This is a genomic window from Patiriisocius sp. 208BN25-11, from assembly GCF_058147145.1.
This window is the reverse complement of record NZ_JBYVJY010000008.1, coordinates 94,344-118,480: the sequence shown is the minus strand read 5'-3', so window position 1 is coordinate 118,480 and position 24,137 is coordinate 94,344. Positions and strand designations below refer to the sequence as shown.

Genomic DNA, 24,137 nt, shown 5'->3' with positions numbered 1-24,137 from the left:
CTACAACTTAAACTGCAGTAATGCATAAAAAGTTCTTGGCTGACTTGGTATAATACCGGGCCCTGGATACCCAGTAGCTCTCCTCGTGAAATAACTATTGTCTAGTACATTATTGATTCCAGACTCTAATTTGAACCATTTATAACTATAAGAAAGTGATAGATCTAAAATATCATACGAAGGTATTTCACCTACAATCCCACTCTGACTAGACAAATCTCTGGGAGAATTGGTTGCATCTGTAAACTGTTCTGTTAAATAGGTATATTGAATACTGCTCAAAAAGTTTTTATACCCAAAAGAAAGCCCTGTTTTTAAGTTAATTTTTGGAATAAACTCAACTTGTTTTCCTTCTACATTGTTTTCTTCAGAGCGTGTGTATTCACTTTCTGTGTAAGCAAGATTTACAAAGGTGTTCATTCTGAAATTTTCGTTGGTTGAAAAGGTTTCCCAAATATTAAAATCTACAAAACTCTCTAGACCATAGGTAATAGCATCTCCAATGTTTCCTCTAAACCGCTCCTCTTCAATATCACTTACCTCCCGAACAATGACTCCTAACCTGTCTTGATAACTTAATAAAAATGCACCTACATCGTAAGACAGATATTTTTTAAACCTACCACGCGCTCCCAAATCGAAAGTATACCCCTGCTCATCTGTAATATTTGGATCAACCGTTAATGATGGATTTGTTATGCGAATATCATTAAACGTAACAGATCTATAGTTTTGACTAACATTAGCATATAACTCTGTAGCATTACTTAGTTTATAACTACCACCTATACCAAATAACACGAAGTTTCTTTCAAAATCGCGGTTATCAGGAATGGTTTCATTAAGTATCGGGTTTCCAGCTAAATCAAAAATAATGTTTTTAAAAGCACCTTGACTTTCCGTTTTGATATACTCTACTCTAAATCCAGGAGTAATACTTAGTTTTTCTGAAATTTTAAAAATATGCTCCCCAAAGAAGGCAAGATTCAAATTTGGAAACGTAAAATTACTTTGTCGGGCATAGTCAGGAAATGATGCATCTGCAAAATTAAAATCAGCATCTGTACCATTGGTGCCTGGTCCTTGACGTTCAGAATTGTTAGACTGATAATATTTAGCACCTACTAGTAATGTCTGCTCTGTTTTAAATAAATTGTAGCGTGTTAACACACGAGCTTCTGCGCCCCAATTTTTAAAATTTCCCACAATGAGTTCTCTTGGAGCTTCTAAATCATCTACTTGTGAAACCCTGTTTTCTCTAAAACCAACAGATCTCCTCGCTGCATCCAACGCAAATACATTAAAGCTAATGTCTGTTTTTGGTGATAGTGCATGATCTAATCGTAACGAATATAATTTCCAGTCTACATCAAACCAATTTCGGGTTCTGTTACTAAACGTAGGATCTTCCTCAAATTGAGCATCGGTAAGACCACCAGGTTGTTGGGCTAGATAATCTAAAAAACTAAACTCAAACGTCACCTTCGTATTATCACTAAATGCATAATCTACATGCGCATAGGCGTTATAGGATTTAAATTGAGAATTAGGTCTAAAATCATTTCCTGTTTTGTAATTAAAATAGCCATAGTAACCTATTTTACCAGTAGTGCCACTCAAACTATTAAAACTAGTAAACAAGTTATTACTTCCAACAGATTGTCGTGAAACCCAGTCTATTTTTTTGGTCTTGTGAGGTTGCTTCAATTTAAAATTGATAAGCCCACCAAACTGAGTACCGTATTGTAACGAGGCAGCACCGCGCACTACCTCTATTTGTTCTATTGCTTCTGCAGGAGGGGTATAATAACTCTCTGGATAACCTAAGACATCTGCAGAAATATCATAACCATTTTGACGAGTATTAAAATTAGCGGTTCGATTAGGATCTAATCCTCTACCACCAATATTGAGCTGGAGTCCAGCATCATTATTTTCATATATATTCAACCCCACCACTTGCGCATATATTTGTCTTGCGTTTCCTCCAGCTAGATTTGCTGTAAGATTATCTAACACTACAACTTCACTTTTCTTTCCAGCATATATTGCTGTCCCTTCTACTTCTCTTAGTTTGCGTAGCGCAAATATTTTTTCTTTTCGTTTTGTAATTACAACCTCACTTAGGGTTTCTCCTAAAACTGGCAGTACAAAGGTTATGTTTGTATTTTCTGAAATTTCCTTGGTCACCTCCACTACTTCAAAAGCGAAAGAAAAGGCAACAAAAGTATAAGTACCTGCCGGAACATTTTCGAAGGTAAAGTTTCCCTGAGCATCTGTTACTGTAGAAGATGATAAGGTAGTATTATACACCTCTGTATTTGGAATGGGAGTCTTTGAATTTTCAGAAACAACAGTACCTGTTAGAGTATACTGCGCTTGTGCAACAGTAAGAAAAAAGAAAAGAAAAACACTTAATATTTGAGAAACATGCTTCATATAAAATACTATAATCCTTGTATGGTATCATTAAAATTCAAAATCCAATCTTTGTGCGCAAAGGTATCTTCTACTTGCAGTAAATCTACCTCAGGATCTATGTAGGGCTGACTCAATCTCCCATTAAGTGCTACATAACTCTCCACATAAACAGCAATATTTTGATGTCCTTGGCTTTTAAAATGCGACCCTAAATAATGTGCATACTCAACAATAAAATCTGGTTGAGTACTCATTTGTTTTTCTTGAAACGGCGTTAAAAAATCACTGTTATTTACTGCAAATCGGGCACCTGTTTCGGTATTTTCAATTGTAAATTGAGCGTATCCAGCTTTCTCCATTAACATCACACGCCAAGAAAAACGATAGCCCTCCTCTGTCCAAAACAATTCATCCGGATATGCCAAATAACGCCACGGCAAAAGTAATTGTACTACAAGGAACAAAGATACGACGTACCTCGAAACTTTAGTCCTTGAAGCTTGAGAACTATTTGAAATTTTAGCAGCTTTAAAAAGATTTATTTTCTTTAAAATTTCAGAAACAAACAAAAGAAAACGTTCGTGAAAAGAAGCATTAAAAAAAATAAGCGCACTCACGATCATGATGTAAGGAAACATGCCTATTGGGAAAAGAACCCGCGTTAGCACATGAAATACAACAACTCCAACAAATGCAATTGACCTCGTGGGTTTATATAATAACAAAAATGGAATGCTTAAGTCATATATTGCGCCTGCCCAACTAAAGGCATAATGCATCCATTCTTGTTGTAATGCATCTCCTAACAATGGCGTATCATATTTGGACGGAAGCCATATTTGTAGGGGCATTGCCTCCAACAACCAATCACTATTTAATTTTGCTAAACCAGCATATACATAAACAATACCTAGCAATAACTTAATACTATCAACAGTCCATTTGGGTATGTATCTGGTAGCTCCTTTATTATTTTTTAAAGCATCTACTGAGAAATACGCATTTGCTGGTAAGAATATAAGTAGAAAACTCAAGCAACTAATAAAGTAATAGTGATTTAGATATGTTGTTTTATCGAGTAACTCTATGTAGGTAAAACTCAAAAAGAACAATACTATAGCAATTCGATACTTATAACCTATAGCAACACATAAAGAAGAAATAGCACAAAGAACAAAAAGCACGTAGGTGTAATTACCAAGAGATGGTAGCCATTCAAAACCAAAATAAGAAAAAGAAAAAGTAGGTGTTATGTATAATTTTTCTATCCATCCATACCTCCAAAAACGAACAATGCTTATTAACATCATGATACCAAACAAAATACGAAAGGCCGCCAATGGGGCAGCCTTTGTCTGTTTTGTAAAATATGTTGATAGCAAATTATTCATTAATCACCATCTGCGTCAACATAATTAATATCGATACTCAAGGCTTGTAGCATGTCAACTTTCATGAGAATAACATTACGTTGCAATGCATCATACGCTTCAAGCATTTTTGTATTGTCTGTGGTAATTTGACTAACAAAGCTAGTATTTAATTCGCTTATTTCTGAAGAAGCGGCTTGGAATTGGTTATTAATCAATGTACTTAAATCGCTCCCATTCTTCACAACATTTAAAGCATCTAAATATGCTTTTAAACTTGTTCCAGAACCACCAAGACCAATCCCATTAAAAAAGTCTTTGGTAGCTTTTAAGGCTTCTTCTAGGAGTTGTTTAGAAATATCTTCTTTGTGAAGCGCTTCAACATTTTGAGGCAATGGACTTCCAGAAAAAACACCAGCAGGAATACCCACTTTTCCCGCTCTTAATGCTTTTTCATAGTAAAATAAAAAGGCATTTACAGTTTGATCAACCGCTCCTGTAACAGAAGAACTTGTATTTGCTACGTAAGTTTCTCTATACCCATTTTGCCAATCAGATAACACTTCGTTGGTTAAGGTTTGTATGATTTGCACTAAATCTGCTAAGTATTGTTTGTAATTTGCAGCGTTTGCATTTGTTGTATAAGCTGCAATAATTTCATCATCTGTTCCTAGACCATACAATAAGTAGTCTATGGCTGGAAAACCTTGTGCATCTAGTGTTGATGGCAATTCTAAATTCCAGGAACCAGAAGCTATTAGACCTTCAATCTCTGAAGTATTAGCTGGATATACATTTAATCTGTTTCTATAGTTTAACACTTCTGCTCTTCCAATTTCAAACATCGCTACCTTCTGAAAAGCTGTATAAGCAGCTAACCAATTTGAACGTGCTTCTTCTAATCCTATTAAAGAGGGAGTTGTGGTAAAAGAAAGTGTACTAGCTACTAAATTATCTGTAGTACTTGAAAGCGAAGTATACCCAGGAATGATACTGTTATCTGCCCAATTCGCCAACAAAGCAGCACGATCGAAAGTATCTGTTTGCTCAGGTATTGTAGTGGTTTCATCATCGCCACAAGCTGTTAAAAATAAAACTACTACCGGTAACCAAAAAAACTTAAAATTCATATAATTTAATTTTTTGCAAAAATAATCAAAAGCTACTGTTTTTCATAGGAATAAAACTGTTGCTCGATTACTAGCATTCGTGAAATTAATTTGTACTTGCTGCCTGAGCAACTGTAAAGCTAAATTTAGCTGCAATAGCCTCAGAAATAGCATCTAATGTTGCTGGTGTTACATCCCATAATCCATTAGCACCATCTGTCATTAAATCGTCGATAAACCCGTCCACTTCGGCTCTTGTGAAATAAGATGTGTTTGTTCCACTGCTTTTTGTATATCGTAGGCTTGTTAAGAAACCATACCCTTCTGATAAGTCATGAAAAGCAGCACCAAGATCTTCATTTTGGATTGCCATTTTACCATTTTGAAGGTAATAGATTGCTCTAATGGCTATAATTTCTGAAATTTTCTCTTGTATAAAAGCTGCTTGTACATCTCTAACATCGTAGTTTTTAGCTACAATTGCAGCACGACCTAATTTAAAAGCATCAAAAATATCTTTCGCGATTCCAGCAAAATCTGTGTCTCCTTCAACTCTACCTACATACTTATTTAAGAAATTGTCTGCTTCACCAATAGTAGGAATAGGATTTGCTGTATTCGCTGCAGTACCAAACAAATACCCGTAAGCTTCATCCCACTTATGCTCCATAGTAGTATATGGCTTATCTCCATCTAAGATATCATTATCATTATTTTCAACATTATTTTCTGCATCTAATACAGCAGGACTTAAATAATTATTCAATATCTGATCTGTCATTAGAGCTCCTATCAATCCTTTTGCAAAGGCTTGGTTGTATTCTAAACCATTTGCCGCAATGTATCTAGTAGAAGATCCATCTGCAATTTGTCCTGCGACACCTGGAGCAGCAACAGTATTCCAATTAGGAAAAACATCTGCTACTTGAATACCAATATAATTGTCGAATGTTGCCTTTATAGCTGCAGCTTCTGCTGTGTTAGCTGAAAAATAGTCCTGAGATGCAGCCGTTTTACTACGCACATTTTTTCCTGAAGCATTTAAAGATGCATCTTCAAAATTTGAAACACCTTCTTGATGATCAAACATCGATTGAATAGAAGCCTGTGTTGCATTGTCCACATCTTTAAATGCACTTACAATTTCTTCTGCCATTAAAATTCGTGTGGTTTGCCCACTAAAAGAGACCGTTGACACACCATTTCTTAAAAATGTATAGTCTATAGGAGCTGCTACTGGAATTTCCATTTGTACTGGTGTGGTATCATCATCATTGCCACAAGACATAAGTAACGTGGTAATCGATAAAGAGAGTATTGCTAGTTTTTTCATGTAAACCTTATTTAGACTTAATATAAATAACATATTATTTCAGATGCAAAAATAGAACTGAATCTTGGTTTACACAAGTTTATTTAGATTAAATTTAAATAAGGAATGTTACTAAAATGTAAAGCCCCTGATATTCGTAGCATTAGGACAAAAAAAATCCTAAAATTTAACATTTTAGGATTCACATTTTCAAAAGGGAGTTTTCTATTTACTCAAATCACCCATCTCTTTTTGATATTTTAATCGCGCCATCTGAGCCCAATCCAGGAGCAGTTTGGTGTCTTTATCAGACAAGTCACCATGCAACCAAGTATATGAGTCTAAAGGCATCTCCCCTTCTTCTACATACTCAATAAGTTCTTCTAGCTTGTGATCTTTCTTTTTTGCAGAATAACTACTCCATTCACTCACATTAAAATGTCCTTTCCCGTGTTCAATATGTTCGTCTAACCAATACGACACAGGTGCTATTTCTGCATACCAAGGATATTGGGTTTGGTTGCTATGACAATCATAACAATTGGTTTTAAGAATGGCAGCTATTTCTTTAGAAGGTACTGCTTCTTTTTCAAAAAGTGCTACGGTCTCATAACCACTAGCGTTCTTTTCAGGGCGTATAAACTGAATTACTACAAGCGCTGCTAAAGCAAGTATTAAAAAATATTTTATGTATTTCATGATTTCTATTTTAAAAACAAAAATAATTATTATTTAGAATTATTCTAAACAAATTGAAGTAAATTAAACTTATAAAGATTTCATATAATTTATCACGGCTCTTCGAATATCGTATGCGTCTTCAAAAGCAGTGGCTTTGTAAATGTTTTTAACGCCTGGATTGTCTGGTGTTAAAAAAGGAATATCATATCCCTTTAACAAAAAGTCACTAAAAGCTATAGTATAGACTTTGTCACTCACGATTCTCTTTTTATTTAAAAACCAGGCGTCTTCTTCTTGTAAAAATCCATGACGATGCAAATACGCGCCAGTACCTTTGGCAGCAAGACCATAGTCTAATACTTCTATGAGCAAAGCACCTGTAAGATCTACTTTTAAAACATCGCCCCCAAAGGGTAAGACTCTAAAAACATCTAAACTCACAATATCTCCAGACAACATATCGTCTAATCTAAAAGAACCTCCATTTACAAGAGCACCCTCAACAGGAGTATCAAAACTCAGTACCATGGCAGCTGTAATAATAGCACCTAAATTTGTTTGTGTGCTTCTATTGGGAGTATCTGTTCCGTCCAAAGGAACAGCTGCTTTATAGATCACCTCATCAGGGTTCTCAACCACTGTTTTAATCTCTTTTTCTAAAATTGCATCCCATTTAGACACCACTGCTTGCACAGAGGGTAAAGAAGGCACGAGATCTGTTACGGGAACTAACTCAGATTGGATGTCTAAACTTTCCGAAGCCACATCATACACAAGGGTATGCACATACATGGTCTTTGCATTGGCATCTGCTTTAGCTATGGTTGCTCCTTTTGTAGGCACTAACATATTATGGTGCTCGTGACCACCCATGATAAAATCGATATTGGGTAAGGCTTCTGCAACGTGTTGATCTTGCTCGACCTTTAGATGCGTAAGTCCAATTATAACATCACTTTGCGCTTGTTCTAAACTACTCACGGCAGAACGTGCTTCTAACATATAATCGCTGTAGTGCACAAAATCTTTTGGGTTAGAGTCTATAGTAACGCCAAAAAAACCAACGCGTATGGGGGCTTCCTTTCCTATATCGATGTCATAAAAAACAGTTTCTCGAATAGGAATGCTATCGCCTTCTTTAATACTATGAAAAACACGTACATCATCTCCACTTTTTTGAAATACATTGGCAGAGACCCACTCAAATGTACTTTCGTTTAAGCGTTCTTGTAATTCGGTTTCTTTAATGTCGAATTCGTGATTACCAAAAGTGGCTAGATCAAAGTCCATGGCGTTCATCACCTCAATCATTTGTCGTCCTCTCACACGTTTCCCATCTACTTTTAAGGTTCCTAGCAAGGACGGATTTAAAAAATCGCCAGCCATCACCAAGTAACTATTTGGGAATTGTTTTTTTATAGAATCACTTATATGCGCTACACGTGCCATACCTCCATATTTACCGCCACTTAAGGGCGCAATTTCATAGACATCATTTACTTGAATTAATTTTATAGTAACCGTTTCTTTTTTAGGTGCTTCGGACCCGCCTGACGTCGAGGCAGGATTTTTAGTGGATTTACATCCTTGCAGAAATAAGAACAAAGAGAAAAGAACAAAGAGCAAAGACATACTTTTGCCTTTAGCATATAATATATAGTGTATCGATTTTTTCATCTTAATTCTTGATTCTAGGTTCTTATAGCAAAGCGGTCTTGCTTCAAATCAACATAATTTTTAATGATAGGTATGAAATATCTTGCTTGCTTCGTTATGCGCGCTTTCAAAACTCATGGTACGAATGTTAGTATCCGCTTTTTCTGTGTTGAAATAGCTTAGCATTTTCTCTGTGGGCATATTCCCCGTAAGCTCATCTTTTGCCATAGGGCAGCCTCCAAATCCTTGAATGGCGCCATCAAATCTTCTACACCCTGCTTTATATGCTGCATCTACTTTTTCATGCCATGCAGTAGGCGTAGTATGTAAATGAGCACCAAACTCGATATTCGGATATTTCGGAATTAAATTCGAAAACAAATAGTCTATGGTTTCCGGGTTTGAAGTTCCTACCGTATCACTTAAAGACAAGATGGTAACGCCCATCTTAGCCAGTTTTTCTGCCCACTCTCCTACGATGTCAACATTCCAAGGATCGCCATAGGGGTTTCCAAATCCCATAGATAAATAGGTCACTACTTCTTTGTTTGCTGCTTTTGCGAGTGCTAAAATTTCAGCAAGTGTATCTATAGACTGTGCAATGGTTTTATGGGTATTTCGCATTTGGAAATTTTCTGAAATTGAAAATGGATAGCCCAAATACTGTATTTCTGGGTGCTGTACTGCAGCTTGTGCTCCACGAACGTTTGCTACAATTGCAAGTAATTTACTCTTTGTAGCAGACAGGTCTAATTGCGACAAAACCGCTGCTGTATCCACCATCTGCGGAATGGCCTTAGGCGATACAAAACTACCAAAATCAATCGTGTCAAAACCACAGCGCAAGAGTGACTGTATGTACTGCACTTTCTTCTCGGTAGGAATCCATTCTTTAATTCCTTGCATCGCGTCTCTAGGACATTCTATGAGTTTTACTTTTTGCATTATCGTAAAGATAAACCGAAATTGGAAATGACAAATAGAGTTTCTCTACTTTTTAGAATAAATTTAAAGAACTATTTTTTTACCTATATTTACGAAAAGAAAAATTTTATGAAAACTCGATTCTTATCACACTTCACAGTACTTGCTATTGCTATGTTATCGCTATTTTCTTCGGAAATAGTAGCACAATCTACCACTGCCGCTACTTCCGATTTTACGATCAATGTAGAAATTAATAACAATGCAGTAACACTAACCTGTACCAAAGGTTGTAATTGGAAAACCCTACAAGTGACTCCTAATACAACGAGTGTTGATGCCAAAGGAAAACAAAGTGTAGCAGCAAATGCTAAAGACTTTATGATTACCATTGCTAGTGATGAAAAAGGAATTGTTTTGAAAGGTTTAAAAGGAACCAATTGGACAGAACTTCCATTAGGTTGTAAAGGAGTATCTTGCAAACTAGCCATTAACCAATTTGGCTTATTACAGTAAACTTAAGGCACTAGAATATATACTGCAATCCCTACAAATACTATTATTTGCAGCCATTTTAAAAACACACTCACGTTTTTTTGTTGTTTTAGAAAGCTAGACACACGTCCCGCTAGTAGTGCAACAATTCCAAAAATTAAAAAGCTCACTAGCATAAAGGTTCCGCCAAGAATGTAAAATTGTGAAATAGTATGCCCCTCTGGTTCCCATAAAAAAGCAGGGAAGAACGCCAAAAAGAAAATCATCACTTTTGGGTTCAGCAAATTCATAATCACTCCTTGTTTAAATAATTTTGTATATGTCTTTTTAGGAGCATTTTCAGCAAAAGCAATGCGCGCATCACTTTTAAAAACTTGATAGGCCAAATAAAATAAATAGAGCGCTCCTAATACCTTAATGCCATAAAAAAGAGAGGGATTCGCGGTGATTATTGCAGAAAGTCCAAATGCCAACAAGGTAGTATGTACAATGCAACCGCTTATCAATCCAGCCGTAGTAGCCAAGCCACTTTTACTACCATTAACTAATGCTTGTGTTAAAACATACATATTATCTGGCCCAGGACTTATGGCCAATACACAGGTTGCTGCTACAAAAGATAAGAGGGATTCGAACATTTTTTAAAAATAATCAAACTTTTTTGTAAGCTACTAAAAAATGTCTCGACAACACTTATGGTAAAAATTGTTATAAGAAAGAGAGTTAAAAAATTTAGTCTTTGTGGAAACGCAAAGACTTTTTTTATGCGCTTGCTAATCTATTGAGCACGTATTGCTTTGTTGATCTTTTTAATCAAACTAGGTCCTTCATAAATAAAGCCTGTATAGATTTGAAGTAAGTCTGCTCCAGCATTTATTTTCTCTAAGGCATCTGCTGCAGAGTGTATGCCACCTACCCCAATTATTGGAAAGGCTTTACCACTCTTTTCTGATAAATGTTTTATTACGGCAGTGCTTTTATCTTTAATAGGTTGTCCGCTTAAACCTCCATTTCCTATTTCTTGTAGTCTTTCTTCGGAAACTTTAAGTCCCGAACGATCTGTAGAGGTATTACTAGCAATCACACCATCTAATTTTGTGTCTAGCACTAATTCGACAATCTCATCTAATTGTGTTGTATTTAAATCAGGTGCTATTTTTAGTAAAATAGGCTTTTGGGTTTCAAAAGTTGCATTGGCTTTTTGCACAGCTCCTATAAGTTCTTCTAAGTAGTCTTTGTCGTTTAGCTTTGCATGGCTTCCAACATTTGGACAACTTACATTGAGCACAAAATAATCCAGATAAGGATGCAGTGCATTAAAACAGGTAAGATAATCTTTGGTATAATCTTCTGGAAGGGTTTGGGTATTTTTGCCAATGTTACCACCAATAATGAGTTTGCCTTTGTTCCTTTTTAACTGCGTAATGGCTGCTTCAAGACCTTCGTTATTGAAACCCATTCTATTAATGATTCCTTTATCGTCTTTTAAACGAAATAATCGCTGTTTTGGGTTTCCTTCCTGACCTAAAGGCGTTACGGTACCAATTTCTATAAAACCAAAACCAAAATTGGCTAGTTCATTATACAATACTGCGTTTTTGTCAAAACCAGCAGCAAGGCCTACGGGATTTGAAAATTTCAGCCCAAATAATTCTCGTTCTAATGAAGGATTCTTTACCTGGTAGATACTTCTAAACAATCCGCCCAAGCCCAAACGATGTGCAAACTTTATCAGTGAAAAGGTAAAATAATGCACCTTCTCGGGATCAAAACTAAAAAGTAAAGGACGTAAAAGTGTTTTGTACATAAGGTAAAATCTTCTTGCAAAAATAAGGTTTAATGGCAATACTATATATAGTGATTATGTTTATTTTTATGCAATAAAAGAACTACTAATATTTCCGAAGCATGATTAACAAGCAACACCTCATTAATAGATTTATAAGTTATGTAACCGTAGATACAGAAAGTGACCCAGAAAGTGACACCACACCTAGTAGTGCCAAACAATGGGATCTTGCCAATGCCTTGGTAGCAGAGCTAAAAGAGATTGGTCTCGAAGACGTAACTATTGATGAGAATGCCTACATCATGGCAACCTTGCCAAGTAATGTTGATCACGAAGTACCAACGATTGGTTTTGTTTCGCATTTTGATACCACACCAGATTTTACAGGAAAAGATGTAAAACCACAAATAGTGGAGAACTACGATGGAAAAGACATTGTATTAAATGCCGAACAAAATATTGTACTGTCGCCTTCATACTTTGAAGACTTATTATTGTATAAAGGACAAACCCTTATCACCACAGACGGAACTACCCTGTTAGGCGCAGATGACAAAGCAGGTATTGCTGAAATTATAAGTGCTATGGAATACCTAGTACAGCACCCAGAAATCAAGCACGGAAAAATTAGGGTCGGTTTTACTCCAGACGAGGAAATTGGTCGTGGCGCTCATAAGTTTGATGTTGCCAAGTTTGATGCAGACTGGGCCTATACCATGGATGGGAGTCAGATTGGAGAATTAGAATACGAGAATTTTAATGCCGCAGGTGCCTTGGTTACTATTAAAGGAAAAATAGTACACCCTGGCTATGCCAAAGGAAAAATGGTCAATAGTATGTACATTGCAACCGACTATATCAATTCGCTTCCAAGATTAGAAACTCCAGAACATACCGAAGACCGACAAGGCTTCTTCCATTTGTATAGTGTGAAAGGAGAAGTAGATAGCACGCAATTACAATACATTATTAGAGATCACGACAAAGAGCATTTTGAAACTAGAAAAGAAATGATGTCAAAATTGGCTAATGAATTAAACTCTCAACTTGGTGAAGATCGCATTAGTGTTGAAATAAGCGATCAATACTTTAACATGCGTGAAAAGATAGCACCGGTGATGCACATTGTTGATTTGGCCGAAAAGGCTATGGAAAAAGCTGGTATTACACCTTTAATCAAACCCATTCGTGGTGGAACCGATGGTTCTCAATTAAGCTTTATGGGCTTGCCTTGCCCCAATATATTTGCCGGCGGACATAACTTTCACGGAAGGTTTGAGTACGTTCCTGTAGAAAGCATGCAGAAAGCCATTGAAGTGATTGTAAATATTGCGCAGTTGGTAGTGGAGGAATAATTGGTTATTGGTCTGGTCATATTTTTAAATTTCTAAAAAAAACATCCCCCTAACCCTCCCGTTTCATGAACGGGACAGGCTCTTCAAAGGGGGAATTCTTAATCTTTTAATCACCTAGCACTTAAACAAAAAAACCTCTAGCATTACACTAGAGGTTTTTTATATAATATGTGACTTGTTATTTTTTAGCTACTGCAGTTTTGATTTTCTTGCTAATCTCCATAGAGAGTGCAGAACGTTCAAACTTCATTTTACCCGCACCAGTTTCAATGATACAAGTTCCGTCGTCATTAAGACTAAGTAACTTTCCGTGTAAACCACTTTTGGTTACTACCTTGTCTCCTGCTTTTAAAGCTTCAAGATACTTTTTTTCTTGTTTTTGTTTTTGAATTCCTGGACGTATTAAAAAGAAATACATCACAACAAACAACAATAACAAGGGAAGCATACTGCTTATATCGCCCATAACAATTTATATATTTTTATTATTTAGAAACTCCTACTCCTGGAGTTGCAGCACCTTCTTTAGGGTTTACAAACGCTTTAATTAATAACGTTTCTTTACCTGCTTCAGTGTTAGCAGTAATCGTTACTGTTTTGCTTACTTGGTTTTTTCCACTACCGTTGAATTTTACTAATAACTCACCTGTTCCACCTGGAGCAACTGGCTCATTTGTAAATGTTGGTACTGTACAACCACAACTACTTTTTGCGTCTACAATTACTAAGTTACTTTTTCCTGTGTTTGTAAATTTGAAGATATGCTCTACTGGAGTTCCTTGTGTAATGGCTCCAAAATCAAATTGTTTTTCGTCGAAAGTCATTACTGGGAATTCACCAGCTTTTGAGTCACGATCTGCTGCTGCAGTTACGTTAGTTTCTGATACGCTTTCTGCTGCATTTTTCTTACAAGATGTAAATGCGAATAGTGCCATTACAGCTACTACCAAGATTGAATTTTTCATAGTATTATAATTAAAATTTTAAGTGGGGCTAAAATAACTATTTTTTGGTTACTAACGAAGTCCGCGCCCTATTTTATTCAACTTTTTAGAGGTTTCAAATTCTTTTACCAATTTATCCAAAATTCCGTTAATGAAAATGCTACTCTTGGGCGTAGAATACTCTTTTGCGATTTCTAGGTATTCGTTAATAGTAGCGCGAACAGGAATCGATGGGAAATACAAAAATTCTGAAATCCCCATTTTTAAGATAATCATGTCCATTTCTGCGATACGTTCCTTATCCCAATTAGGTGTTTTTCCTTCGATTTGTTCTGCCAATTTTTCGTCTTGTAGTACTACCTTTCGAAATAAATCTCTTGCATAATCTCTATCGTCTTCGTTTTTGTACAATTCAGGTAACAAGGTGCTTCCCACATTTTTTTCTGAAATTTTACCTAACATTTTAGCAATCGCTGTATTTACAATTGGAAAATCATCTACCCAAGTAAGTCTTTTATCTTCTATGTATTCATAGTACTTATCACTTGGAGCGATTACTTTCTTAAACATTGCAACCAAAAATTCTTGATCTTCTTTGTAGGTAGTTGCTTCTTTTTGTAAATACGCTTGGTAAAAATCTTGTCTTCTTAATTCTTTTAAAAGTAAGGTTACATATTCGCCATCCAGCTCCCAATAATCCAGCTTTTTGTTTTTAATATATTCGGCCAAGCCTTCGCTTTGCTCTATTAAATCAAGTGCTTTGTTATTTAAAAAAGTCTTACTAAAGTTCTTTTCTTCTTTAGTGGCTAAGTGTTTTTGCTGTGATACCACTAAGAATTTGCGGTCGGCATTTCTCATTTCTATGAGTAACTGTAAAGACAGTGCGTATAAGTCCAACATTTGGTCAATGCTGTAGAATAAAAACTTTTCTTGCTTGTCAAGATCTGGATTATTGCTCTGGCGTAATGCGTAAATAGATTGCAAAACCTTCACCCTAATATGTCTTCGTGTTAACATAGTATAAAAGAACTTAAATGATTGTTGATTTTTAAAATTTCCGAAGAAAAGACATTAAAAAACCGCACTAAAACAATAGTGCGGCACAAAGATACTACTTTAAAAAAACTGTTTACGCTTTTTCTGATTTTCTTGCATCAATTCTTCCTTGTGCAATATTTAAAGCTGCTTGATGTGTGGTCATATCTTCTGCTTCTGCCTTGTTTAAAATCTCCAAGGTAGTCGTGTAGATATTCTCAGTCTTTCTAATAATTTCTTGCTTTCCGTAGTTTTCTAACTCGGCATATACATTAATAATTCCTCCTGCATTGATTAAGAAATCTGGTGCGTATACAATTCCTCTTTCACGAAGTAAAACACCATGCTTGTTCTCATCTGCAAGCTGGTTGTTGGCAGCACCTGCGATTACTTTAGCTTGTAATTGGTTAATAGTAGTATCATTAATGGTAGCTCCTAAAGCACATGGTGCATATATGTCCATCTGCTCTGCATATATATTGTTTCCTGTATAAATGTTTACACTGTACTTATCTCTTACTTCTTCTAGACGTGCTTGGTTGATATCGGCGATAAACACATTTGCGCCTTCGTTGCTCAAGTGTTCTACTAGTGCTTCTCCTACATTTCCAATTCCTTGAACGTATACTGTTTTGTTTTCTAAATCGTCACTTCCAAAAGCGTATTTTGCAGAAGCTTTCATCCCCATAAAGGTACCGTATGCTGTGATAGGTGACGGATTTCCTGCGCCTCCTTTTTCTTCGCTAATTCCAGTTACATAAGGTGTTACTGTTCTTACCAAATCCATATCACTGGTTGCCATTCCTACATCTTCTGCGGTAATGTACTTCCCTCCTAGTCCGTGAACAAACTCACCAAACTTTAGCATTAATTCTGGTGTCTTTTGCGTTTTAGCGTCACCAATAATAACTGCTTTACCTCCACCTAGGTTTAATCCAGTAATTGCCGACTTAAATGACATACCACGAGACAAACGCAACACATCATTTAATGCTTCTTGCTCACTGTTATATTGCCACATTCTAGTACCTCCTAAAGCAGGTCCGAGGGTCGTATCGTGAATACCAATTATTGCTTTTAATCCTGTATCTTTGTCATTGCAAAAAACAATTTGCTCATGATTTTGAAAAGATAATTGTCCGAAAACGGGATCTATTTTTTGGATGTCTTTGGTAGAAATAACTTCTGTGTTCATAGGTTATATATTTTCAAATCCTTAAAAAGGGCGTGCAAAAATAGTATTTTACCATTCATTTATCAAAAACATTAACGTTAAATTACGAATTTGTTAATAACTTGCCCTAGCCTAGATGAAAGAACTACAGTACCTTAATAAATATTTACGCAAATATAGTGGTAGACTGCTACTCGGACTCGTAATCACTGTAATTGCCGCTGTTTTCAAACTAGTGATTCCCGTGAAAGTTGGTGACTCTGTGACTGTTGTAGAGCAAAAAATAAATGGAGAGCTTACAGATATTGCAGTAGTCGAAAGTCAGTTGCTACAAAATATACTAATCTTAGTAGGAGCAACCATCCTTGCAGCGATATTCACTTTTGTGATGCGACAAACCATCATTGTGGTATCAAGAAAAGTAGAATTTGATTTAAAAAACGAAGTCTACCAACAGTATCAAAAATTATCACTAGGATTTTACAAGCAAAACCGAACAGGAGACTTGATGAATCGCATTAGTGAAGATGTAGGTAAAGTACGTATGTATATTGGTCCGGCAATTATGTATAGCACTTCAACTATTACGCTATTTATTGTTGTCATTAGTTATATGTTCTCAACTGCTCCCGAATTAGCATTTTATGCCATTGCGCCGCTTCCTATTTTATCGATCATGATATACAGATTGAGCATTGCCATTCATAAACGGTCAACTGCGGTGCAAGAATACTTATCAAAACTCACCACCTTTAGCCAAGAAAGCTTCAGTGGCATTGGCGTAATAAAAGCCTACGGTATTGAACCGAGAATTACCCAGGAGTTTATTGAACTTTCAGAAGGAAGCAAAGACAAAAACATAGACCTCACCAAAGTGCAAGCGCTTTTTTTTCCATTAATGATGCTCCTTATTGGCGCAAGTAACATTTTGGTCATCTATATAGGAGGCACCAAATTTATCAACGGTGAAATTCAAGATTTTGGAACCATTGTTGAATTTTTAATGTATGTAAACATGCTTACTTGGCCTGTTGCTATTGTAGGTTGGGTAACCTCTATGATACAGCAAGCCGAAGCTTCTCAAAAACGTATTAATGAGTTCCTAAAAATAGAACCTGAGATTTTTAATACTTCGGAAATATTAACGCCTATTAAAGGTAGCATTGCCTTTAAAAATGTAAGCTTCACCTATGAAGACACCAACATCACTGCCTTAAAAAATATCAACTTTACAGTAGACCCAGGAGAAACCATCGTTATATTAGGAAATACAGGATCTGGTAAATCTACCATTTTGGAACTTATAGGAAGACTATACGATACTGAGGCAAATACACTTTATATTGATGACACTCCTATAAATGACCTTCATTTACAAAGCCTCCGAAATAGTATTGGCTATGTGCCTCAAGATGCTTTTCTTTTTAGTGAGAGTATCAAAGACAATATTAAATTTGGAAAAGAAGATGCAACAGACGAAGAGGTAATTGCAGCTGCTACTTTAGCTGCCGTTCATAATAATATCCAAGGCTTCACAAAGGGATACGACACCATTCTAGGAGAACGTGGTATTACTTTAAGTGGTGGTCAAAAACAACGTGTTTCTATTGCGCGCGCTTTAATTAAAGACCCAGCTATTTTATTATTCGATGACTGTCTCTCTGCAGTAGACACAGAAACGGAAGAAGAAATCCTTAGCAACCTCCATAAAATTTCAGAAAATAAAACCACCGTTATTGTAAGCCATAGAGTCTCTTCTGCTAAGAATGCCGATAAAATTATTGTGCTGGAAGAAGGGAACATTATACAGCAAGGCACTCATACTGAATTGGTAAACACAGAAGGCTACTACAAAGAATTGTACTTAAAACAACGTACCGAAAAAGAAATCTAAATATAGTTGGTGTATTTAGATTTTTTTATGATTTTTGAGTACTAATAAACCGTACAAACTTTTATTATGAGCGAGAAATACTCGATGGAGCAAGAAGAAATATTTAGCAAGGTGATGCGTGCCGGAAGACGTACTTATTTCTTTGATGTAAGAGCAACAAAAGCTGGTGACTATTACCTCACAATCACCGAAAGTAAAAAGTTTACCAATGACGATGGATCTTTTCACTACAAAAAACACAAAATCTACTTGTACAAAGAAGATTTTCACGAGTTTAAAGACAACCTAGAAGAAATGATCAATTATGTGATCAAAGAAAAAGGTGAAGAGGTCATTAGCGAACGCCACAGAAGCGATTATGTGCGTGAAGAAGAAAAAACCTTAGACACACCAAATGAAGCTGGAGCAACTATGGATCAACCTGCTGCAACCAATTTCACTGACATCGATTTTGATGATATATAAAATATAAACAAAAGCATATAGAAACCGATTCTTTAAAAGAGAGTCGGTTTTTTTATGCTGAAATTTTAACGCTCCAAATGATGGAGGTTTTGTATTTTTACTAGCAAACGAATTTCGTACACCTATGAAAAAAATTACATTAGCATTACTTGCTCTTTTTATAATAAGCGCAAACAGTATCGCACAAGACTACCAAGTAGGGCTTGATTACTATCTACCTAACAATGTCACTTACAATCAAGACATCCCTAAACCAAAAAGTGTGATTGGTCACGAAGTGGGAGATTGGCATATCACGCACGACAAGCTAGCACAATACATGTATGCACTAGCAAATGCCAGTGACAGAATTACTATAGAAAACAGAGGTACTACTTTTGAAGGACATCCACTACTCCTACTCACGATAACATCTCCTGCTAACCATGCTAATCTTGAAAATATAAGACAGCAACACCTAGCACTTACCCAAAAAAATGGTGGCAACACCAATGTAAGTAACATGCCTATTGTTGTACAACAAGGATTCTCCATTCATGGAAATGAACCCAGTGGCTCAAATGCCGCGCTTGCTGCTGCCTATCACCTAGCCGCTGCACAAGGACCAAGCATTGACGAACTACTACAAAATGTGGTCATCTTATTTGATCCATCTTATAATCCAGATGGTTTACAACGTTTTGCCTATTGGGCAAACACCAACAAAAGCAAAAACATCAATCCAGATCCAAACGACAGAGAATATCGTGAAGTCTGGCCTGGCGGACGTACCAATCATTATTGGTTTGATATGAACCGCGATTGGCTTCCCGTGCAGCTACCCGAAAGTCGCGCTCGTATTGAGACTTTTCATAAATGGATGCCAAATATCTTAACAGACCACCATGAAATGGGAACCAACTCTAGTTTCTTTTTTCAACCAGGTATTCCTTCAAGAACGCATCCTTTAACACCGCAACAAAATCAGGATTTAACAGGAGAAATTGGAACCTATCACGCTAATGCTTTAGACCAAATTGGTAGTTTTTACTACAGTAAAGAAAGCTTCGACGATTTCTACTATGGTAAAGGATCTACCTTCCCAGATATTAATGGAAGTATTGGAATTTTATTTGAGCAGGCCTCTTCAAGAGGACATGCGCAGGAAAGCGTCAATGGTATTTTAACCTTCCCTTTTACCATTCGTAATCAGTTTACGGCTGCGTTATCTACCCTAGAGGCTGCTGTTGCAATGCGCCCTAAAATTCTGCAATACCAGCAACAATTTTACAAAGATGCTTTTAGTGAAGCATCTAAAGGTGGTGCTATTGTTTTTGGTGACGAAAAAGATCCCGCGAAGGCCTATCATTTAGCTGAAATTTTAAAACGTCACAATATTGAGATTCATGAAGTAGCGAGCGATTTTTCTAGCAACGGAAAACGCTATACTAAAGGAACTAGTTATATCGTTCCTAAAAATCAACGTCAGCATAGACTTATAAATGCGATGTTCGAAAAACGTACTAGCTTTCAAGACAGCTTATTCTATGATGTGAGCGCATGGACCTTCCCATTAGCCTTTAACCTAGACTACGATGAAAAAGTAAGCCTGAACAAAGCAGGTGCAAAGATTACAGACCTACAAAAACCCTCTGCAAAAACTCCAGCCTACTCTCAATATGCGTATGTAATGGAATGGCATGATTACTATACGCCAAAAGCACTCAACATGCTTTTACAAAAAGGCATTAGAGCTAAAGTGGGCATGAAACCTTTTAGCAATGGAGCCAAGCAATACGACTATGGCACCATCCTAATACCGGTCCAAAATCAAGAGGTGACACCCGCTAATATTTCCGAAGCTATCAAAGAAATTGTGGCAGCCACTGGAGTACAATTTGACGCTGTAAGTTCTGGACAAACGCAAGGAATTAATCTAGGAAGTAACCAATTTAGAGCTCTTGAAATGCCAAAAGTAGCCATGATTGTAGGTGATGGTATTAATCCGTATGATGCTGGTGAAATGTGGCATTTATTTGACCAGCGTTATGACATGCACCTTACGAAGTTAGATGTTCGTAATTTTGGAAGGACTGATTTAAGTCGCTACACAGATATCATTCTCCCTGCTACTTGGGGAACCGCATTGGACAAGGATGATGCCCAGAAATTAAAAACATGGGTACAAAACGGAGGAACCTTAATTGGGTATAAGAGTGCCGGAAGATGGTTGGATCAAAATGAGTTTCTGAAAATCAAATTCAAATCTAGAAAAGATACCGCCACCAACATTAGTTTTGAGCAACGTGGTGATTATAGAGGCGCGCAAGTCATTGGTGGTGCTATTTTTGAAACTACCTTAGACCGCTCTCATCCTATCGCTTTTGGATATAAAAACAAGAAGCTTCCTATGTTTAGAAACACTACTACCTTTATGGAGGCAGATAAAAACAGTTACAACAATCCAATTCAATATACTGCCAACCCATTGTTAAGTGGGTATATTTCAAAACCTAATCTAGATGATTTAAAAAGCACAGTCCCTTTCAAAAAAGGAGGTCTAGGTCGTGGAAACGTGATCTACTTCACAGACAACACGAACTTTAGAGCCTTCTGGTACGGAACCAACAAACTCCTTATGAATGCCATTTTCTTTGGGGATGAGATGTAGGGGTTAGTCTTTGGTCTTTGGTCAAAATAAAAAAATCAAGAAGGACTCCCCTTTGAAGACCCTTTCCCGTTCATGAAACGGGAGGGTTAGGGGGTTGTTTTTGAGGGTAAAATTAAACAACAGCTAGAACATCCCCCTAGCCCCCTTCAAAGGGGGAATCCATATTCATGTAAAACATGAAATATTGCTTTTATAAGTTTAAAGTAAGTCTCCCTTTGAAGGGAGATTTAGAGGGATGTTTTACTATGGTAATTATTATATCCTAACCAATTACATAATCAACTTAAAACAAAAAAGCCCTCCTGTATAAGGAAGACTTTTTAAGGGTGGAAGACCGGGTTCGAACCGGCGACTTCTGGTACCACAAACCAGCGCTCTAACCAGCTGAGCTACAACCACCATGTAGCGCTCTTTTTCAAGAGTTAGCAATAAAACCAAAGCGTTTATAACTTTAGCGGGTGCAAAGATAGCATATCTGTTTTCTATCTGCAATTAAAAAATTAAAAAAATTATGTGTTTGTCATATTCCTTTGGCTATCAGCAGCTACGGACAGTGCGCTTATTTAAAATAGTTTCCTATACTCTTTTTCACGTAAAAGAAACGCAGTACACCAATAGTCAACAGCACACCAGCAACAGCCATAAAGAAATACCCTAACAATGTTAAGTTTTGAAAGGCATCAATTTTTAAAATCACAAAACCCGAACTCAAAAACACTATAAAGGTCCTAAAATACGCCAAAAAGGTTCGCTCGTTGGCTAACTTTGTACGTTCCAAAGCTAGAAAATCTGTTGTTTTCATTTGTTGTTGCTTCTTTTCTTGCTCCATAATTTTATACAATACTATTTTAAATCGAATAAAGAATCTACGGCAAGATATCGCTCTACGGTATAGCCCTCAGCTGCATCTGTACCAATAAGTCTTCCAAAATTTCGATCTCTGTACTTCATACTATCTGTGGCATTCTTTGAAGCAATTGGCGTCATTGGCTCATCACTATTTGGGTCAAAAAACTGACTCTTATAGGCGTAAACAGCTTCTAGTTTCGTTTCCTGAAAACCAGTAATATCAACCACAAAATCGGGTACACTATCTTTCCATTGAATGTAATGATATACTTGTTTGGGTCTCCAAGCTTCTTGAGTCTCTCCATTATCTAATGTTTCAATTCTGCGTAAACCACTTAAAAAACAGGCATCACTTGCCAAATCACTTCCTTTTGGATGATCGATATGCCTATCATCAACCGCATTGCATAGTACTATTTCTGGTTTGTATTTTCTAATAAAATGTATCACTTGCAACTGCGCGGCTTTGTTGTTTTCAAAAAAACCATCGGCTAAGGCTAGGTTGTGTCTTACTGAAATACCTAAAATCTTGGCTGCTGCTGCTGCTTCTTGATCACGTATTTCTGCACTACCTCGCGTCCCTAGTTCTCCTCGAGTGAGGTCTAAAATGCCTACTTTTTTACCTTTAGCAATTTCTTTGGCGATGGTTCCCCCACTGCTCATTTCTACATCATCTGGATGTGCGCCTATGGCTAGTATGTCTAGTTTCATATTCATTGCCCGCGTAGGCGGGTAACTTTTTGGTTTGTACTTATTCCGTTAAATTATAACTGTATATCTTATTCTGCATTTGCTAACTTTTCCCTCATACTCTTCTTAGTCACAACTTCAAAAGCTTGCTCAAAATCGGCTATTAAGTCTGCTTTTTCTTCAATCCCTACAGAAAAACGTAACAAACCGTCTGCAATCCCTTGGCTTGCTCTTTCTTCTGGAGTTAACAAAGCGTGACTGGTATGTGTGGGTGACAATATTGTAGACTCCACGCCTGCCAGGCTCATGGATTGCTTTACTAATTTCAAAGCTTTCATAAATTCGTTTGCGTCTATAGAAGGAATCAATTCAAACGACAACATTCCAGAAAAGCCTTTCATTTGCTTTTTAGCTAAGGCATGATCTGGATGTGATTTTAAGCCAGGATAATAGACCCGATCAACTAAGCTATGTTTCTCTAACCATTTTGCCATTTTTTTAGCATTTCGGTTTTGCGCTTTCACACGTAAGGCCATGGTTTTAATACTACGCTCCAACAGCCAAACCGTATAATCGCTTAAGCTACCGCCAATATTTTTTGAAATATTCCAGATTTTATCCATGTGCTCTTGAGACGCCGCCACGGCACCTGCACAAATATCACTATGTCCGCCCATGTACTTCGTGGCACTATGGATTATGATATCCATCCCAAAATCTGCAGGAGTCTGATTGATGGGCGAGGCAAAGGTATTATCAATCATAGAAACCAAGTGGTGCTTTTTTGCCAGGCTAGCAATCATAGTCAAATCTGTGACTTTCATCAAGGGGTTACTCGGGGTTTCCACATAGATCACTTTGGTGTTTGGTTGTATGGCACTTTCAAAATCATGTTCAGAAAAACCGTTCGAAAAAGTGTATTCAATGCCAAATTTATGAAACTCTTCAACCACAAAATTATAAGTCCCACCATACAAAGTTTGCGGCAACACAATATGATCCCCTTTTCCTAAAAAAGCCAGCAAACAATGACTTACAGCTGCCATTCCGCTGCCAAAAATCATTCCCATTTCGCTTTTCTCCAGTGCTGCAATTTTTTTTCCTAACGCTTCTTGGTTGGGTGTATTAAAATAACGCGGATACCGTTTTACATTCACCCCATCGTACTGATAAGAACTCGACATAAATAAAGGAGAAATTGCGCCTTGAAATTGTGTGTCTTGTACCTCACCAACATGCGTACAAATAGTATTAATGCCTATATTTTTAGATTTCATGATTCCATAAATTTTAAAGCTCTAAGGTATTAAAACGTTTCAAGGTT

General features: G+C 36.7%; 21 protein-coding genes and 1 tRNA gene. 5 read left to right on the top strand and 17 right to left on the bottom strand.

Going from position 1 to position 24,137, the window contains the following annotated elements; translation table 11 throughout:
• The 7 genes from ACY2RS_RS10810 to ACY2RS_RS10780 form a co-directional block, all read right to left on the bottom strand.
• Positions 1-2,439 carry a TonB-dependent receptor domain-containing protein gene (locus tag ACY2RS_RS10810; RefSeq protein WP_490098667.1) on the bottom strand — a complete coding sequence of 813 codons (2,439 nt, stop codon included), beginning with the start codon at positions 2,437-2,439 and terminating at the stop codon, positions 1-3.
• Positions 2,440-2,447: 8 nt separating this feature from the next.
• Positions 2,448-3,812 (bottom strand): HTTM domain-containing protein, encoded by a 1,365-nt coding sequence (locus ACY2RS_RS10805; protein WP_490098666.1) that lies wholly within the window; start codon positions 3,810-3,812, stop codon positions 2,448-2,450.
• Positions 3,812-4,921 (bottom strand): imelysin family protein, encoded by a 1,110-nt coding sequence (locus ACY2RS_RS10800; RefSeq protein WP_490098665.1) that lies wholly within the window; start codon positions 4,919-4,921, stop codon positions 3,812-3,814. The genes ACY2RS_RS10805 and ACY2RS_RS10800 overlap by 1 nt, the downstream gene beginning before the upstream one ends.
• An 85-nt stretch (positions 4,922-5,006) precedes the next feature.
• On the bottom strand, positions 5,007-6,233 hold the full coding sequence (locus ACY2RS_RS10795) for a DUF4856 domain-containing protein (protein ID WP_490098664.1): 1,227 nt from the start codon (positions 6,231-6,233) through the stop codon (positions 5,007-5,009).
• Between the two features lie 204 nt (positions 6,234-6,437).
• On the bottom strand, positions 6,438-6,911 hold the full coding sequence (locus ACY2RS_RS10790; RefSeq protein WP_490098663.1) for a heme-binding domain-containing protein: 474 nt from the start codon (positions 6,909-6,911) through the stop codon (positions 6,438-6,440).
• Positions 6,912-6,980: 69 nt separating this feature from the next.
• Positions 6,981-8,525, bottom strand: a complete 1,545-nt coding sequence (locus tag ACY2RS_RS10785; protein WP_490098662.1) for a bifunctional metallophosphatase/5'-nucleotidase — start codon at positions 8,523-8,525, stop codon at positions 6,981-6,983.
• 105 nt (positions 8,526-8,630) lie between these two features.
• On the bottom strand, positions 8,631-9,494 hold the full coding sequence (locus tag ACY2RS_RS10780; protein ID WP_490098661.1) for a hydroxymethylglutaryl-CoA lyase: 864 nt from the start codon (positions 9,492-9,494) through the stop codon (positions 8,631-8,633).
• A gap of 108 nt (positions 9,495-9,602) precedes the next feature.
• Between ACY2RS_RS10780 and ACY2RS_RS10775 the strand changes: the two genes are divergently transcribed.
• Positions 9,603-9,989 (top strand): hypothetical protein, encoded by a 387-nt coding sequence (locus ACY2RS_RS10775; protein WP_490098660.1) that lies wholly within the window; start codon positions 9,603-9,605, stop codon positions 9,987-9,989.
• Between the two features lie 2 nt (positions 9,990-9,991).
• Here ACY2RS_RS10775 and ACY2RS_RS10770 read toward each other — a convergent pair whose 3' ends face one another.
• Together ACY2RS_RS10770 and ACY2RS_RS10765 are read right to left on the bottom strand one after the other, a co-directional pair.
• On the bottom strand, positions 9,992-10,606 hold the full coding sequence (locus ACY2RS_RS10770; protein ID WP_490098659.1) for a LysE family translocator: 615 nt from the start codon (positions 10,604-10,606) through the stop codon (positions 9,992-9,994).
• 140 nt (positions 10,607-10,746) lie between these two features.
• Positions 10,747-11,775 (bottom strand): quinone-dependent dihydroorotate dehydrogenase, encoded by a 1,029-nt coding sequence (locus ACY2RS_RS10765; protein ID WP_490098658.1) that lies wholly within the window; start codon positions 11,773-11,775, stop codon positions 10,747-10,749.
• Positions 11,776-11,876: 101 nt separating this feature from the next.
• Here ACY2RS_RS10765 and pepT point away from each other — a divergent pair, with 101 nt between their 5' ends.
• Complete coding sequence (pepT, locus tag ACY2RS_RS10760; protein ID WP_490098657.1) at positions 11,877-13,112, top strand: peptidase T; 1,236 nt, start codon at positions 11,877-11,879, stop codon at positions 13,110-13,112.
• A 178-nt stretch (positions 13,113-13,290) separates the two neighbouring features.
• Here the strand turns inward: pepT and yajC are convergent, their stop codons facing one another.
• From yajC to ACY2RS_RS10740, 4 genes are all read right to left on the bottom strand, one after another.
• On the bottom strand, positions 13,291-13,578 hold the full coding sequence (gene yajC / locus ACY2RS_RS10755; RefSeq protein WP_490098656.1) for a preprotein translocase subunit YajC: 288 nt from the start codon (positions 13,576-13,578) through the stop codon (positions 13,291-13,293).
• A gap of 19 nt (positions 13,579-13,597) precedes the next feature.
• Positions 13,598-14,077: a DUF1573 domain-containing protein gene (locus ACY2RS_RS10750; RefSeq protein WP_490098655.1), complete on the bottom strand. Its 480-nt coding sequence runs from the start codon at positions 14,075-14,077 to the stop codon at positions 13,598-13,600.
• Positions 14,078-14,128: 51 nt separating this feature from the next.
• Positions 14,129-15,073, bottom strand: a complete 945-nt coding sequence (nusB, locus tag ACY2RS_RS10745) for a transcription antitermination factor NusB (RefSeq protein ID WP_490098654.1) — start codon at positions 15,071-15,073, stop codon at positions 14,129-14,131.
• A gap of 112 nt (positions 15,074-15,185) precedes the next feature.
• On the bottom strand, positions 15,186-16,286 hold the full coding sequence (locus ACY2RS_RS10740) for a Leu/Phe/Val dehydrogenase (RefSeq protein ID WP_490098653.1): 1,101 nt from the start codon (positions 16,284-16,286) through the stop codon (positions 15,186-15,188).
• 115 nt (positions 16,287-16,401) lie between these two features.
• Between ACY2RS_RS10740 and ACY2RS_RS10735 the strand changes: the two genes are divergently transcribed.
• The 3 genes from ACY2RS_RS10735 to ACY2RS_RS10725 all read left to right on the top strand — a co-directional run bounded on the left by ACY2RS_RS10735 (position 16,402) and on the right by ACY2RS_RS10725 (position 21,274).
• Positions 16,402-18,159: an ABC transporter ATP-binding protein gene (locus tag ACY2RS_RS10735; protein WP_490098652.1), complete on the top strand. Its 1,758-nt coding sequence runs from the start codon at positions 16,402-16,404 to the stop codon at positions 18,157-18,159.
• A 66-nt stretch (positions 18,160-18,225) separates the two neighbouring features.
• Positions 18,226-18,624: a PUR family DNA/RNA-binding protein gene (locus ACY2RS_RS10730; RefSeq protein ID WP_490098651.1), complete on the top strand. Its 399-nt coding sequence runs from the start codon at positions 18,226-18,228 to the stop codon at positions 18,622-18,624.
• A gap of 124 nt (positions 18,625-18,748) precedes the next feature.
• Positions 18,749-21,274 carry a M14 family metallopeptidase gene (locus tag ACY2RS_RS10725; protein WP_490098650.1) on the top strand — a complete coding sequence of 842 codons (2,526 nt, stop codon included), beginning with the start codon at positions 18,749-18,751 and terminating at the stop codon, positions 21,272-21,274.
• A gap of 324 nt (positions 21,275-21,598) precedes the next feature.
• Here ACY2RS_RS10725 and ACY2RS_RS10720 read toward each other — a convergent pair.
• The 4 genes from ACY2RS_RS10720 to ACY2RS_RS10705 form a co-directional block, all read right to left on the bottom strand.
• Positions 21,599-21,674 (bottom strand) — tRNA-His (locus tag ACY2RS_RS10720).
• Positions 21,675-21,833: 159 nt separating this feature from the next.
• A complete protein-coding gene (locus tag ACY2RS_RS10715; protein WP_490098649.1) occupies positions 21,834-22,103 on the bottom strand; it encodes a DUF202 domain-containing protein in 270 nt (89 codons plus the stop codon).
• A gap of 14 nt (positions 22,104-22,117) precedes the next feature.
• Positions 22,118-22,834 (bottom strand): bacillithiol biosynthesis deacetylase BshB1, encoded by a 717-nt coding sequence (gene bshB1 / locus ACY2RS_RS10710; RefSeq protein WP_490098648.1) that lies wholly within the window; start codon positions 22,832-22,834, stop codon positions 22,118-22,120.
• A gap of 68 nt (positions 22,835-22,902) precedes the next feature.
• On the bottom strand, positions 22,903-24,090 hold the full coding sequence (locus tag ACY2RS_RS10705; protein ID WP_490098647.1) for a trans-sulfuration enzyme family protein: 1,188 nt from the start codon (positions 24,088-24,090) through the stop codon (positions 22,903-22,905).
• Between the last annotated feature and the right edge of the window lie 47 nt (positions 24,091-24,137).

Excerpts from the sequence above, each read along its gene's own strand:
- ACY2RS_RS10775 (WP_490098660.1), top strand. The coding sequence starts at position 9,603 with ATGAAAACTCGATTCTTATCACACTTCACAGTACTTGCTATTGCTATG.
- bshB1 (WP_490098648.1), bottom strand. The coding sequence starts at position 22,834 with ATGAAACTAGACATACTAGCCATAGGCGCACATCCAGATGATGTAGAA.
- ACY2RS_RS10790 (WP_490098663.1), bottom strand. The coding sequence starts at position 6,911 with ATGAAATACATAAAATATTTTTTAATACTTGCTTTAGCAGCGCTTGTA.
- nusB (WP_490098654.1), bottom strand. The coding sequence starts at position 15,073 with ATGTTAACACGAAGACATATTAGGGTGAAGGTTTTGCAATCTATTTAC.
- ACY2RS_RS10800 (WP_490098665.1), bottom strand. The coding sequence starts at position 4,921 with ATGAATTTTAAGTTTTTTTGGTTACCGGTAGTAGTTTTATTTTTAACA.
- ACY2RS_RS10780 (WP_490098661.1), bottom strand. The coding sequence starts at position 9,494 with ATGCAAAAAGTAAAACTCATAGAATGTCCTAGAGACGCGATGCAAGGA.
- ACY2RS_RS10750 (WP_490098655.1), bottom strand. The coding sequence starts at position 14,077 with ATGAAAAATTCAATCTTGGTAGTAGCTGTAATGGCACTATTCGCATTT.
- ACY2RS_RS10805 (WP_490098666.1), bottom strand. The coding sequence starts at position 3,812 with ATGAATAATTTGCTATCAACATATTTTACAAAACAGACAAAGGCTGCC.
- ACY2RS_RS10715 (WP_490098649.1), bottom strand. The coding sequence starts at position 22,103 with ATGGAGCAAGAAAAGAAGCAACAACAAATGAAAACAACAGATTTTCTA.
- ACY2RS_RS10735 (WP_490098652.1), top strand. The coding sequence starts at position 16,402 with ATGAAAGAACTACAGTACCTTAATAAATATTTACGCAAATATAGTGGT.
- pepT (WP_490098657.1), top strand. The coding sequence starts at position 11,877 with ATGATTAACAAGCAACACCTCATTAATAGATTTATAAGTTATGTAACC.
- ACY2RS_RS10740 (WP_490098653.1), bottom strand. The coding sequence starts at position 16,286 with ATGAACACAGAAGTTATTTCTACCAAAGACATCCAAAAAATAGATCCC.
- ACY2RS_RS10770 (WP_490098659.1), bottom strand. The coding sequence starts at position 10,606 with ATGTTCGAATCCCTCTTATCTTTTGTAGCAGCAACCTGTGTATTGGCC.
- ACY2RS_RS10705 (WP_490098647.1), bottom strand. The coding sequence starts at position 24,090 with ATGAAATCTAAAAATATAGGCATTAATACTATTTGTACGCATGTTGGT.
- ACY2RS_RS10730 (WP_490098651.1), top strand. The coding sequence starts at position 18,226 with ATGAGCGAGAAATACTCGATGGAGCAAGAAGAAATATTTAGCAAGGTG.
- yajC (WP_490098656.1), bottom strand. The coding sequence starts at position 13,578 with ATGGGCGATATAAGCAGTATGCTTCCCTTGTTATTGTTGTTTGTTGTG.
- ACY2RS_RS10725 (WP_490098650.1), top strand. The coding sequence starts at position 18,749 with ATGAAAAAAATTACATTAGCATTACTTGCTCTTTTTATAATAAGCGCA.
- ACY2RS_RS10785 (WP_490098662.1), bottom strand. The coding sequence starts at position 8,525 with ATGTCTTTGCTCTTTGTTCTTTTCTCTTTGTTCTTATTTCTGCAAGGA.
- ACY2RS_RS10795 (WP_490098664.1), bottom strand. The coding sequence starts at position 6,233 with ATGAAAAAACTAGCAATACTCTCTTTATCGATTACCACGTTACTTATG.
- ACY2RS_RS10810 (WP_490098667.1), bottom strand. The coding sequence starts at position 2,439 with ATGAAGCATGTTTCTCAAATATTAAGTGTTTTTCTTTTCTTTTTTCTT.
- ACY2RS_RS10765 (WP_490098658.1), bottom strand. The coding sequence starts at position 11,775 with ATGTACAAAACACTTTTACGTCCTTTACTTTTTAGTTTTGATCCCGAG.